Below are 13,384 nucleotides of genomic sequence, written 5' to 3'. Positions count from 1 at the left end.
ATGCGCCGGATATTATCAGTCTTACTCGAAAATGAATCAGGCGCGTTATCCCGCGTGATTGGCCTTTTTTCCCAACGTGGCTACAACATTGAAAGCCTGACCGTTGCGCCCACCGATGATCCGACATTATCGCGTATGACCATCCAGACCGTGGGCGATGAAAAAGTGCTTGAGCAGATCGAAAAGCAATTACACAAACTGGTCGATGTCTTGCGCGTGAGCGAGCTGGGGCAGGGGGCGCACGTCGAGCGGGAAATCATGCTGGTGAAAATTCAGGCCAGCGGCTACGGACGTGACGAAGTGAAGCGCAATACGGAAATATTTCGTGGGCAAATCATCGATGTCACGCCATCGCTTTACACCGTCCAACTGGCAGGCACCAGCGATAAGCTTGATGCATTTTTAGCATCGATTCGCGATGTGGCGAAAATTGTGGAAGTTGCTCGCTCTGGTGTAGTTGGACTTTCGCGCGGCGATAAAATAATGCGTTGAGAATGATCTCAATGCGCAATTTGCAGCCCAACATGTCACGTTGGGCTTTTTTTGCGAATTCAGTGGGAACATGGAATAAAAGCAGTTGCCGCAGTTAATTTTCTGCGCTTAGATGTTAATGAATTTAACCCATACCAGTACAATGGCTATGGTTTTTACATTTTACGCAAGGGGCAATTGTGAAACTGGATGAAATCGCTCGGCTGGCGGGAGTGTCGCGGACCACTGCAAGCTATGTTATTAACGGCAAAGCGAAGCAATACCGTGTGAGCGACAAAACCGTTGAAAAAGTCATGGCTGTGGTGCGTGAGCACAATTACCACCCGAACGCCGTGGCAGCTGGGCTTCGTGCTGGACGCACACGTTCTATTGGTCTTGTGATCCCCGATCTGGAGAACACCAGCTATACCCGCATCGCTAATTATCTTGAACGTCAGGCGCGGCAACGGGGTTATCAACTGCTGATTGCTTGCTCAGAAGATCAGCCAGACAACGAAATGCGTTGTATTGAGCATCTTCTACAGCGTCAGGTTGATGCCATTATTGTTTCGACGTCGTTGCCACCAGAGCATCCTTTTTATCAACGCTGGGCTAACGACCCGTTCCCGATTGTCGCGCTGGACCGCGCCCTCGATCGTGAACACTTCACCAGCGTGGTTGGTGCCGATCAGGATGATGCCGAAATGCTGGCGGAAGAGTTACGTAAGTTTCCCGCCGAGACGGTGCTTTATCTTGGCGCGCTGCCGGAGCTTTCTGTGAGCTTCTTGCGTGAGCAAGGTTTCCGTACTGCCTGGAAAGATGATCCGCGTGAAGTGCATTTCCTTTATGCCAACAGCTATGAGCGGGAGGCGGCTGCCCAGTTATTCGAAAAATGGCTGGAAACGCATCCGATGCCGCAGGCGCTGTTCACAACGTCGTTTGCGTTGTTGCAAGGGGTGATGGATGTCACGCTGCGTCGCGATGGCAAACTGCCTTCTGACCTGGCAATTGCCACCTTTGGCGATAACGAACTGCTCGACTTCTTACAGTGCCCGGTGCTGGCAGTGGCTCAACGTCACCGCGATGTCGCAGAGCGTGTGCTGGAAATTGTCCTGGCAAGCCTGGACGAACCGCGTAAGCCAAAACCTGGGTTAACGCGCATTAAACGTAATCTCTATCGCCGCGGCGTGCTCAGCCGTAACTAAGCCGCGAACAAAAATACGCGCCAGTGAATTTCTCATTGGCGCGTCGAGTACGGGAATGGACATCAATATCCTTAAAGTAAATAAGACTATTCCTGGCTATTATTGATAAATGCTTTTAAACCCGCCCATTAATTAACTCACCTGCTGAAATTCACAATAATTAAGCAATATTGACAGAGCGTTTTTGCATTATTTTGTTACATGCAGAGATGAATTGCCGATTTAACAAACACTTTTCTTTGCTTTTGCGCAAACCTGCTGGCATCAAGCGCCACACAGACGCAACAGGGACTGTTAACCGGGGAAGATATGTCCTAAAATGCCGCTCGCGTCGCAAACTGACACTTTATATTTGCTGTGGAAAATAGTTAGTCATTTTAAAACGGTGATGACGATGAGGGATTTTTTCTTACAGCTATTCATAACGTTAATTTGCTTCGCACGTTGGACGTAAAATAAACAACGCTGATATTAGCCGTAAACATCGGGTTTTTTACCTCGGTATGCCTTGTGACTGGCTTGACAAGCTTTTCCTCCGCTCCGTAAACTCCTTTCAGTGGGAAATTGTGGGGCAAAGTGGGAATAAGGGGTGAGGCTGGCATGTTCCGGGGAGCAACGTTAGTCAATCTCGACAGCAAAGGGCGCTTATCAGTGCCTACCCGTTATCGGGAACAGCTGCTTGAGAACGCTGCCGGTCAAATGGTTTGCACCATTGACATTCATCACCCGTGCCTGCTGCTTTACCCCCTGCCTGAATGGGAAATTATCGAGCAAAAATTATCGCGTCTGTCGAGCATGAACCCGGTTGAGCGCCGTGTGCAGCGCCTTCTGTTAGGTCATGCCAGCGAATGTCAGATGGATGGCGCCGGTCGATTGTTAATCGCGCCAGTACTGCGGCAACATGCCGGTCTGACAAAAGAAGTGATGCTGGTTGGACAGTTCAACAAGTTTGAGCTGTGGGATGAAACAACCTGGCATCAACAGGTCAAGGAAGATATCGACGCAGAGCAGTTGGCTACTGGAGACTTATCGGAGCGACTGCAGGACTTGTCTCTATAAAATGATGGAAAACTATAAACATACTACGGTGCTGCTGGATGAAGCCGTTAATGGCCTCAATATCCGTCCTGATGGCATCTACATTGATGGGACTTTTGGTCGCGGTGGTCACTCACGTCTGATCCTCTCGCAGCTTGGCGAAGAGGGGCGTTTGCTGGCGATCGATCGCGACCCGCAGGCTATCGCCGTTGCGAAGACTATTGATGATCCGCGCTTCTCCATCATCCATGGACCTTTCTCCGCGCTGGGCGAATACGTTGCCGAGCGCGATCTTATCGGCAAGATCGACGGCATTCTCCTCGATCTTGGTGTCTCTTCACCGCAACTTGATGATGCAGAACGCGGCTTTTCCTTTATGCGCGATGGCCCGCTGGACATGCGTATGGACCCAACCCGTGGGCAGTCAGCCGCTGAATGGCTACAAACCGCAGAAGAAGCCGATATCGCCTGGGTATTGAAAACCTATGGTGAAGAGCGTTTTGCCAAACGCATTGCCCGCGCCATTGTCGAGCGAAACCGCGAACAGCCGATGACCCGCACCAAAGAACTGGCGGAAGTCGTGGCTGCCGCAACGCCGGTGAAAGATAAGTTTAAACATCCCGCGACCCGTACCTTCCAGGCGGTGCGCATTTGGGTAAACAGTGAACTGGAGGAGATAGAGCAGGCGCTAAAAAGCTCGCTCAACGTGCTGGCCCCGGGTGGGCGGCTTTCAATTATCAGCTTCCACTCGCTGGAAGACCGCATTGTGAAGCGCTTTATGCGTGAAAACAGCCGCGGTCCGCAAGTTCCGGCAGGGTTACCGATGACTGAAGAGCAGCTCAAAAAACTGGGTGGCCGTCAGCTGCGAGCACTAGGCAAGTTAATGCCGGGCGAAGAAGAGGTGGCTGAGAACCCTCGTGCCCGTAGTTCAGTTCTGCGTATTGCAGAGAGGACGAACGCATGATCAGCAGAGTGACAGAAGCTCTAAGCAAAGTTAAAGGATCGATGGGAAGCCACGAGCGCCATGCATTGCCTGGTGTTATCGGTGACGATCTATTGCGATTTGGGAAGCTGCCACTCTGCCTGTTTATTTGCATTATTTTGACGGCGGTGACCGTGGTAACCACGGCGCACCACACCCGTTTGCTGACCGCTCAGCGCGAACAACTGGTGCTGGAGCGAGATGCTTTAGACATTGAATGGCGCAACCTGATCCTTGAAGAGAATGCGCTCGGCGACCATAGCCGGGTGGAAAGGATCGCCACGGAAAAGCTGCAAATGCAGCATGTTGATCCGTCACAAGAAAATATCGTAGTGCAAAAATAAGGATAAACGCGACGCATGAAAGCAGCGGCGAAAACGCAGAAACCAAAACGTCAGGAAGAACATGCCAACTTTATCAGTTGGCGTTTTGCGTTGTTATGCGGCTGTATTCTCCTGGCGCTGGCTTTTCTGCTCGGACGCGTAGCGTGGTTACAAGTTATCTCCCCGGATATGCTGGTAAAAGAGGGCGACATGCGTTCTCTTCGCGTTCAGCAAGTTTCCACCTCCCGCGGCATGATTACTGACCGTTCTGGTCGCCCGTTAGCGGTGAGCGTGCCGGTAAAAGCGATTTGGGCTGACCCGAAAGAAGTGCATGACGCTGGCGGTATCAGCGTCGGTGATCGCTGGAAGGCGCTGGCTAACGCACTCAATATTCCGCTGGATCAGCTTTCAGCCCGCATTAACGCCAACCCGAAAGGGCGCTTTATTTATCTGGCGCGTCAGGTAAACCCTGACATGGCAGAGTACATCAAAAAACTGAAACTGCCGGGGATTCATCTGCGTGAAGAATCTCGCCGTTATTATCCATCCGGCGAAGTGACCGCTCACCTCATCGGCTTTACTAACGTCGATAGTCAGGGGATTGAGGGCGTCGAGAAGAGTTTCGATAAATGGCTTACCGGGCAGCCGGGTGAGCGCATTGTGCGTAAAGACCGCTATGGTCGCGTAATTGAAGATATCTCTTCCACCGACAGCCAGGCGGCGCACAACCTGGCGCTGAGTATTGATGAACGCCTGCAGGCGCTGGTTTATCGCGAACTGAACAACGCGGTGGCCTTTAACAAAGCTGAATCTGGTAGCGCCGTGCTGGTGGATGTCAACACCGGTGAAGTGCTGGCGATGGCTAACAGCCCGTCATACAACCCAAACAATCTGAGTGGCACGCCGAAAGAGGCGATGCGTAACCGTACCATTACCGACGTCTTTGAACCGGGCTCAACGGTCAAACCGATGGTGGTGATGACCGCGTTGCAACGTGGCGTGGTGCGAGAAAACTCGGTACTGAATACCGTTCCTTATCGAATTAACGGCCACGAAATCAAAGACGTGGCACGCTACAGCGAATTAACCCTGACCGGGGTATTACAGAAGTCGAGTAACGTCGGTGTTTCCAAACTGGCGTTAGCGATGCCGTCCTCAGCGTTAGTAGATACTTACTCACGTTTTGGACTGGGAAAAGCGACCAATTTGGGGTTGGTCGGAGAACGCAGTGGCTTATATCCTCAAAAACAACGGTGGTCTGACATAGAGAGGGCCACCTTCTCTTTCGGCTACGGGCTAATGGTAACACCGTTACAGTTAGCGCGAGTCTACGCAACTATCGGCAGCTACGGCATTTATCGCCCACTGTCGATTACCAAAGTTGACCCCCCGGTTCCCGGTGAACGTGTCTTCCCGGAATCCATTGTTCGCACCGTAGTGCATATGATGGAAAGCGTGGCGCTACCGGGCGGCGGCGGCGTGAAGGCGGCGATTAAAGGCTATCGTATCGCCATTAAAACCGGTACCGCGAAAAAGGTCGGGCCGGACGGTCGCTACATCAATAAATATATTGCTTATACCGCAGGCGTTGCGCCTGCGAGTCAGCCGCGCTTCGCGCTGGTTGTTGTTATCAACGATCCGCAGGCGGGTAAATACTACGGCGGCGCCGTTTCCGCGCCGGTCTTTGGTGCCATCATGGGCGGCGTATTGCGTACCATGAACATCGAGCCGGATGCGCTGACAACGGGTGATAAAAATGAATTTGTGATTAATCAAGGCGAGGGGACAGGTGGCAGATCGTAATTTGCGCGACCTTCTTGCTCCGTGGGTGCCAGACGCACCTTCGCGAGCACTGCGAGAGATGACACTCGACAGCCGTGTGGCTGCGGCGGGCGATCTCTTTGTAGCTGTAGTAGGTCATCAGGCGGACGGGCGTCGATATATCCCGCAGGCGATAGCGCAAGGTGTGGCTGCCATTATTGCAGAGGCGAAAGATGAGGCGACCGACGGTGAAATCCGTGAAATGCACGGCGTACCAGTCATCTATCTCAGCCAGCTCAATGAGCGTTTATCTGCACTGGCGGGCCGCTTTTACCATGAACCCTCTGACAATTTACGTCTCGTGGGCGTAACGGGCACCAACGGCAAAACCACGACTACCCAGCTGCTGGCGCAGTGGAGCCAACTGCTTGGCGAAACCAGCGCGGTAATGGGGACTGTTGGTAACGGCCTGCTGGGAAAAGTGATCCCGACAGAAAATACCACCGGTTCGGCAGTCGATGTTCAGCATGAGCTGGCGGGACTGGTGGATCAGGGCGCGACTTTTTGCGCAATGGAAGTTTCCTCCCACGGACTGGTACAGCACCGTGTGGCGGCATTGAAATTTGCGGCGTCGGTCTTTACCAACTTAAGCCGCGATCACCTTGATTATCATGGTGATATGGAACACTACGAAGCCGCGAAATGGCTGCTTTATTCTGAGCATCATTGCGGTCAGGCGATTATTAACGCCGACGATGAAGTGGGCCGCCGCTGGCTGGCAAAACTGCCGGACGCGGTTGCGGTATCAATGGAAGATCATATCAATCCGAACTGTCACGGACGCTGGTTGAAAGCGACTGAAGTGAACTATCACGACAGCGGTGCGACTATTCGCTTTAGCTCAAGCTGGGGCGATGGCGAAATTGAAAGCCATCTGATGGGCGCTTTTAACGTCAGCAACTTGCTGCTGGCGCTGGCGACGCTGCTGGCGCTGGGCTATCCGTTGGCTGACCTGCTGAAAACTGCCGCACGCCTGCAGCCGGTTTGTGGACGTATGGAAGTGTTCACTGCGCCAGGCAAACCGACGGTAGTGGTGGATTACGCGCATACGCCAGATGCACTGGAAAAAGCCTTACAGGCGGCGCGTTTGCACTGTGCGGGCAAGCTGTGGTGCGTCTTTGGCTGTGGTGGCGATCGCGATAAAGGTAAGCGTCCACTGATGGGAGCAATTGCTGAAGAGTTTGCTGACGTGGCGGTGGTGACGGACGATAACCCGCGTACCGAAGAGCCGCGTGCCATCATCAACGATATTCTGGCGGGAATGTTAGATGCCGGACATGCCAAAGTGATGGAAGGCCGCGCTGAAGCGGTGACTTGCGCCGTTATGCAGGCTAAAGAGAACGATGTGGTACTGGTCGCGGGCAAAGGCCATGAAGATTACCAGATTGTTGGCAATCAGCGTCTCGACTATTCCGATCGCGTCACGGTAGCGCGTCTGCTGGGGGTAATTGCATGATTAGCGTAACCCTTAGCCAACTTACCGATATTCTCAACGGTGAACTAAAAGGGGCAGATATCACCCTTGATGCTGTAACCACTGACACGCGAAAACTGACGCCGGGTTGCCTGTTTGTTGCCCTGAAAGGCGAACGTTTCGATGCCCATGATTTTGCTGACCAGGCGAAAGCTGGCGGTGCGGGGGCACTACTGGTTAGCCGTCCGCTGGATATCGATCTGCCGCAGGTAATCGTCAAGGATACTCGTCTGGCGTTTGGTGAACTGGCTGCATGGGTTCGCCAGCAAGTTCCGGCGCGCGTGGTTGCTCTGACCGGTTCCTCCGGCAAAACCTCCGTTAAAGAGATGACGGCAGCGATTTTAAGCCAGTGTGGCAACACGCTTTATACGGCAGGCAATCTCAACAACGACATCGGTGTACCGATGACGCTGTTGCGCTTAACGCCAGAGTACGATTACGCAGTAATTGAACTTGGCGCGAACCATCAGGGCGAAATTGCCTGGACTGTGAGTCTGACTCGCCCGGAAGCGGCGCTGGTCAACAACCTGGCAGCGGCGCATCTGGAAGGTTTTGGCTCGCTTGCGGGTGTCGCGAAAGCGAAAGGTGAAATCTTTAGCGGCCTGCCGGAAAACGGTATCGCCATTATGAATGCCGACAACAACGACTGGCTGAACTGGCAGAGTGTGATTGGCTCACGCAAAGTGTGGCGCTTCTCACCGAATGCTAACAACAGCGATTTCACCGCCACCAATATCCACGTGACCTCGCACGGTACGGAATTTACGCTGCAAACCCCAACGGGTAGCGTCGATGTTCTGCTGCCGTTGCCGGGGCGTCACAATATTGCGAATGCGCTGGCAGCCGCTGCGCTCTCCATGTCCGTGGGCGCAACGCTTGATGCTATTAAAGCGGGGCTGGCAAATCTGAAAGCTGTTCCTGGCCGTCTGTTCCCCATTCAACTGGCGGAAAATCAGTTGCTGCTCGACGACTCCTACAACGCTAACGTCGGCTCCATGACCGCCGCTGTTCAGGTACTGGCTGAAATGCCGGGCTACCGTGTGCTGGTGGTGGGCGATATGGCGGAACTGGGCGCTGAAAGCGAGGCCTGCCATGTACAGGTGGGCGAAGCGGCGAAGGCGGCGGGTATTGACCGCGTGTTAAGTGTGGGTAAACAAAGCCATGCTATCAGCACCGCCAGCGGCGTTGGCGAACATTTTTCCGATAAAACTGCGCTTATCGCGCGTCTTAAATCACTGATTGCTGAGCAACAGGTAATTACGATTTTAGTTAAGGGTTCACGTAGTGCTGCCATGGAAGAGGTAGTACGCGCTTTACAGGAGAATGGGACATGTTAGTTTGGCTGGCCGAACATTTGGTCAAATATTATTCCGGCTTTAACGTCTTTTCCTATCTGACGTTTCGCGCCATCGTCAGCCTGCTGACTGCGCTGTTCATCTCATTGTGGATGGGCCCGCGCATGATTGCTCATTTACAAAAACTCTCCTTTGGTCAGGTGGTGCGTAACGACGGTCCTGAATCACACTTCAGCAAGCGCGGTACGCCGACTATGGGCGGGATTATGATCCTGACAGCGATTGTGATCTCCGTGCTGCTGTGGGCATACCCGTCCAACCCGTATGTCTGGTGCGTGTTGGTCGTGCTGGTCGGTTACGGTGTTATTGGCTTCGTTGATGACTATCGCAAAGTGGTGCGTAAAGACACCAAGGGGTTGATTGCTCGCTGGAAGTATTTCTGGATGTCGGTTATTGCGCTGGGTGTTGCTTTCGCTTTGTACCTTGCCGGGAAAGACACGCCCGCAACGCAGCTGGTGGTCCCGTTCTTTAAAGATGTGATGCCGCAGTTGGGGCTGTTCTACATTCTGCTGGCTTACTTCGTCATTGTGGGCACCGGCAACGCGGTAAACCTGACCGATGGTCTTGATGGCCTGGCGATTATGCCGACTGTATTCGTCGCCGGTGGTTTTGCGCTGGTGGCATGGGCAACCGGCAACATGAACTTTGCCAGCTATTTACACATACCGTATCTGCGACACGCCGGGGAACTGGTCATTGTCTGTACCGCGATAGTCGGGGCAGGGCTGGGCTTCCTGTGGTTTAACACCTATCCGGCGCAAGTCTTTATGGGCGATGTCGGTTCGCTGGCGTTAGGTGGCGCGCTGGGCATTATCGCCGTGCTGCTGCGTCAGGAATTCCTGCTGGTGATTATGGGGGGCGTGTTCGTGGTAGAAACGCTTTCCGTCATCCTGCAGGTCGGCTCCTTTAAACTGCGCGGACAACGTATTTTCCGCATGGCACCGATTCATCACCACTATGAACTGAAAGGCTGGCCGGAACCGCGCGTCATTGTACGTTTCTGGATTATTTCGCTGATGCTGGTCCTGATTGGTCTGGCAACGCTGAAGGTACGTTAATCATGGCTGATTACCAGGGTAAAAATGTCGTCATTATCGGCCTGGGCCTCACCGGGCTTTCTTGCGTGGACTTTTTCCTCGCTCGCGGTGTGACGCCGCGCGTTATGGATACGCGTATGACACCGCCTGGCCTGGATAAATTACCCGAAGCCGTAGAACGCCACACGGGCGGTCTGAATGATGAATGGCTGATGGCGGCCGATCTGATTGTCGCCAGTCCCGGTATTGCACTGGCGCATCCATCCTTAAGCGCTGCCGCTGATGCCGGAATCGAAATCGTTGGCGATATCGAGCTATTCTGCCGCGAAGCACAAGCACCGATTGTGGCGATCACCGGATCTAACGGCAAAAGCACGGTCACCACGCTAGTGGGTGAAATGGCGAAAGCGGCGGGGGTTAACGTTGGTGTGGGTGGCAATATTGGCCTGCCTGCGTTGATGCTGCTGGATGATGAGTGCGAACTGTACGTGCTGGAGCTGTCGAGCTTCCAGCTTGAAACCACCTCCAGCTTACAGGCGGTAGCAGCGACCATTCTGAACGTGACTGAAGATCATATGGATCGCTATCCATTTGGTTTACAGCAGTATCGTGCGGCAAAACTGCGCATTTATGAAAATGCGAAAGTTTGCGTGGTTAATGCTGATGATGCCTTAACAATGCCGATTCGTGGTGCGGATGAACGCTGCGTTAGCTTTGGTATCAATATGGGCGACTATCACTTGAATCATCAGCAGGGTGAAACCTGGCTGCGGGTGAAAGGCGAGAAAGTGTTGAACGTGAAAGAGATGAAACTTTCCGGTCAGCATAACTACACCAATGCGCTGGCGGCACTGGCGCTGGCAGACGCAGCTGGTTTGCCACGCGCCAGTAGCCTGAAAGCGTTAACTACGTTCACTGGTTTGCCGCATCGCTTTGAAGTGGTGCTGGAACATAACGGTGTGCGCTGGATTAACGACTCGAAAGCGACCAATGTCGGCAGTACGGAAGCGGCGCTGAATGGCCTGCACGTAGATGGCACTCTGCATTTGTTGCTGGGCGGCGATGGTAAATCGGCGGATTTTAGCCCACTGGCGCGTTACCTGAATGGCGATAACGTACGTCTGTATTGTTTCGGTCGGGACGGCGCGCAGCTGGCGGCGCTACGCCCGGAAGTGGCAGAACAAACCGAAACCATGGAACAGGCGATGCGCTTGCTGGCTCCGCGTGTTCAACCAGGAGATATGGTTCTGCTCTCCCCGGCCTGTGCCAGCCTTGATCAATTCAAGAACTTTGAACAACGAGGCAATGAGTTTGCCCGTCTGGCGAAGGAGTTAGGTTGATGCGTTTATCTCTCCCTCGCCTGAAAATGCCGCGCCTGCCAGGATTCAGTATCCTGGTCTGGATCTCCACGGCGCTAAAGGGCTGGGTGATGGGCTCGCGGGAAAAAGATACCGACAGCCTGATCATGTACGATCGCACCTTACTGTGGCTGACCTTCGGCCTCGCGGCGATTGGCTTTATCATGGTGACGTCGGCATCAATGCCTATCGGACAACGCTTGACTAACGATCCCTTTTTCTTCGCTAAGCGTGATGGCGTCTACCTGATCCTGGCGTTCATTCTGGCGATCATTACGCTGCGTCTGCCGATGGAGTTCTGGCAACGTTACAGCGCTACGATGCTACTCGGTTCAATCATCCTGTTGATGATCGTTCTGGTAGTGGGTAGCTCTGTTAAAGGGGCATCGCGTTGGATCGATCTCGGCTTGCTGCGTATCCAGCCTGCGGAGCTGACAAAACTGTCGTTGTTTTGCTATATCGCCAACTATCTGGTGCGTAAAGGCGACGAAGTGCGTAATAACCTGCGCGGCTTCCTGAAACCGATGGGCGTGATTCTGGTGTTGGCAGTGTTACTGCTGGCACAGCCAGACCTTGGTACGGTGGTGGTGTTGTTTGTGACTACGCTGGCGATGTTATTCCTGGCGGGAGCGAAATTGTGGCAGTTCATTGCCATTATCGGCATGGGGATTTCAGCGGTTGTGTTGCTGATCCTCGCCGAACCGTACCGTATCCGCCGTGTTACCGCATTCTGGAACCCGTGGGAAGATCCCTTTGGCAGCGGCTATCAGTTAACGCAATCGCTGATGGCGTTTGGTCGCGGCGAACTTTGGGGGCAAGGCTTAGGTAACTCGGTACAAAAACTGGAGTATCTGCCGGAAGCGCACACTGACTTTATTTTCGCCATTATCGGCGAAGAATTAGGTTATGTCGGTGTGGTACTAGCACTTTTAATGGTATTCTTCGTCGCTTTTCGTGCGATGTCGATTGGCCGTAAAGCATTAGAAATTGACCATCGTTTTTCCGGTTTTCTCGCCTGTTCCATTGGCATCTGGTTTAGCTTCCAGGCGCTGGTTAACGTAGGTGCGGCGGCGGGGATGTTACCGACCAAAGGTCTGACATTGCCGCTGATCAGTTACGGTGGTTCGAGCTTACTGATTATGTCGACAGCCATCATGATGCTGTTGCGTATTGATTATGAAACGCGTCTGGAGAAAGCGCAGGCGTTTGTACGAGGTTCACGATGAGTGGTCAAGGAAAGCGATTAATGGTGATGGCCGGCGGAACCGGTGGACATGTGTTCCCGGGACTGGCGGTTGCGCACCATCTAATGGCTCAGGGTTGGCAAGTTCGCTGGCTGGGGACTGCCGACCGTATGGAAGCGGACTTAGTGCCAAAACATGGCATCGAAATTGATTTCATTCGTATCTCTGGTCTGCGTGGTAAAGGTATAAAAGCACTGTTAGCTGCGCCTCTGCGTATTTTTAACGCCTGGCGTCAGGCACGGGCGATTATGAAAGCGTTCAAACCTGATGTGGTGCTCGGTATGGGCGGCTACGTATCAGGTCCAGGTGGACTGGCAGCGTGGTCGTTAGGCATTCCGGTTGTACTTCATGAACAAAACGGTATTGCGGGCTTAACCAATAAATGGCTGGCGAAGATTGCCACCAAAGTGATGCAGGCGTTTCCAGGCGCTTTCCCTAATGCGGAAGTGGTGGGTAATCCTGTTCGTACCGATGTGTTGGCGTTGCCACTGCCGCAGCAACGTTTGGCTGGTCGTGAAGGTCCGGTTCGTGTGTTGGTAGTGGGCGGTTCTCAGGGCGCACGCATTCTTAACCAGACAATGCCGCAGGTTGCTGCGAAACTGGGTGATTCAGTCACTATCTGGCATCAGAGCGGAAAAGGTTCGCAACAATCCGTTGAACAGGCGTATGCGGAAGCGGGGCAACCGCAGCATAAAGTGACGGAATTTATTGATGATATGGCGGCGGCGTATGCGTGGGCGGATGTCGTCGTTTGCCGCTCCGGTGCGTTAACGGTGAGTGAAATTGCCGCAGCGGGGCTACCGGCATTGTTTGTGCCGTTTCAACATAAAGACCGCCAGCAATACTGGAATGCGCTACCGCTGGAAAAAGCGGGCGCAGCCAAAATTATCGAGCAGCCACAGCTTAGCGTGGATGCTGTCGCCAACACCCTGGCCGGGTGGTCGCGAGAAACCTTATTAACCATGGCAGAACGCGCCCGTGCTGCATCCATTCCGGATGCCACCGAGCGAGTGGCAAATGAAGTGAGCCGGGCTGCCCGGACGTAATTGTAGCGATGCCTTTTGCATCGTATGAAT

At 53.5% G+C, this 13,384-nt stretch carries 13 protein-coding genes; all 13 read left to right on the top strand.

The genetic code is table 11. The features are described 5' to 3' along the window. The 13 genes from ilvN to murG all read left to right on the top strand — a co-directional run bounded on the left by ilvN (position 1) and on the right by murG (position 13,354). Entirely contained in the window at positions 1 to 492 is a 492-nt protein-coding gene (gene ilvN / locus HEN33_RS03685) for an acetolactate synthase small subunit (protein WP_001252744.1), read from the top strand. A gap of 11 nt (positions 493 to 503) precedes the next feature. Next, positions 504 to 590 carry a hypothetical protein gene (locus tag HEN33_RS03680; RefSeq protein WP_032160836.1) on the top strand — a complete coding sequence of 29 codons (87 nt, stop codon included), beginning with the start codon at positions 504 to 506 and terminating at the stop codon, positions 588 to 590. A gap of 81 nt (positions 591 to 671) precedes the next feature. Continuing rightward, positions 672 to 1,676, top strand: coding sequence for a catabolite repressor/activator (gene cra, locus HEN33_RS03675; protein ID WP_000762400.1), 1,005 nt, complete (start codon positions 672 to 674; stop codon positions 1,674 to 1,676). Positions 1,677 to 2,276: 600 nt separating this feature from the next. Then, positions 2,277 to 2,735, top strand: coding sequence for a division/cell wall cluster transcriptional repressor MraZ (gene mraZ / locus HEN33_RS03670; RefSeq protein ID WP_001295770.1), 459 nt, complete (start codon positions 2,277 to 2,279; stop codon positions 2,733 to 2,735). Between the two features lies 1 nt (position 2,736). Continuing rightward, positions 2,737 to 3,678, top strand: a complete 942-nt coding sequence (rsmH, locus tag HEN33_RS03665; RefSeq protein WP_000970479.1) for a 16S rRNA (cytosine(1402)-N(4))-methyltransferase RsmH — start codon at positions 2,737 to 2,739, stop codon at positions 3,676 to 3,678. Further along, positions 3,675 to 4,040, top strand: a complete 366-nt coding sequence (gene ftsL, locus HEN33_RS03660) for a cell division protein FtsL (RefSeq protein WP_000625658.1) — start codon at positions 3,675 to 3,677, stop codon at positions 4,038 to 4,040. The genes rsmH and ftsL overlap by 4 nt, the downstream gene beginning before the upstream one ends. 15 nt (positions 4,041 to 4,055) lie before the next feature. Beyond that, on the top strand, positions 4,056 to 5,822 hold the full coding sequence (ftsI, locus tag HEN33_RS03655) for a peptidoglycan glycosyltransferase FtsI (RefSeq protein ID WP_000642212.1): 1,767 nt from the start codon (positions 4,056 to 4,058) through the stop codon (positions 5,820 to 5,822). Continuing rightward, the gene (gene murE, locus HEN33_RS03650; RefSeq protein WP_000785124.1) at positions 5,809 to 7,296 is read left to right on the top strand and encodes a UDP-N-acetylmuramoyl-L-alanyl-D-glutamate--2,6-diaminopimelate ligase; all 1,488 of its coding nucleotides are present in this window, start codon (positions 5,809 to 5,811) and stop codon (positions 7,294 to 7,296) included. The genes ftsI and murE overlap by 14 nt, the downstream gene beginning before the upstream one ends. Further along, positions 7,293 to 8,651: a UDP-N-acetylmuramoyl-tripeptide--D-alanyl-D-alanine ligase gene (gene murF, locus HEN33_RS03645; protein WP_176263100.1), complete on the top strand. Its 1,359-nt coding sequence runs from the start codon at positions 7,293 to 7,295 to the stop codon at positions 8,649 to 8,651. Before murE ends, murF begins: the two co-directional genes overlap by 4 nt. Further along, positions 8,645 to 9,727: a phospho-N-acetylmuramoyl-pentapeptide-transferase gene (gene mraY / locus HEN33_RS03640; RefSeq protein ID WP_000964131.1), complete on the top strand. Its 1,083-nt coding sequence runs from the start codon at positions 8,645 to 8,647 to the stop codon at positions 9,725 to 9,727. Before murF ends, mraY begins: the two co-directional genes overlap by 7 nt. A gap of 2 nt (positions 9,728 to 9,729) precedes the next feature. Then, on the top strand, positions 9,730 to 11,046 hold the full coding sequence (murD, locus tag HEN33_RS03635; protein ID WP_000796457.1) for a UDP-N-acetylmuramoyl-L-alanine--D-glutamate ligase: 1,317 nt from the start codon (positions 9,730 to 9,732) through the stop codon (positions 11,044 to 11,046). Next, complete coding sequence (gene ftsW, locus HEN33_RS03630) at positions 11,046 to 12,290, top strand: cell division protein FtsW (protein WP_001295532.1); 1,245 nt, start codon at positions 11,046 to 11,048, stop codon at positions 12,288 to 12,290. Before murD ends, ftsW begins: the two co-directional genes overlap by 1 nt. After that, on the top strand, positions 12,287 to 13,354 hold the full coding sequence (murG, locus tag HEN33_RS03625) for an undecaprenyldiphospho-muramoylpentapeptide beta-N-acetylglucosaminyltransferase (protein ID WP_176263099.1): 1,068 nt from the start codon (positions 12,287 to 12,289) through the stop codon (positions 13,352 to 13,354). Before ftsW ends, murG begins: the two co-directional genes overlap by 4 nt. Positions 13,355 to 13,384 lie beyond the last annotated feature (30 nt).

This window comes from Escherichia sp. 94.0001, from assembly GCF_013369155.2.
GTDB lineage: Bacteria > Pseudomonadota > Gammaproteobacteria > Enterobacterales > Enterobacteriaceae > Escherichia > Escherichia coli_F.
This window is presented reverse-complemented; position numbering and strand designations above follow the sequence as displayed.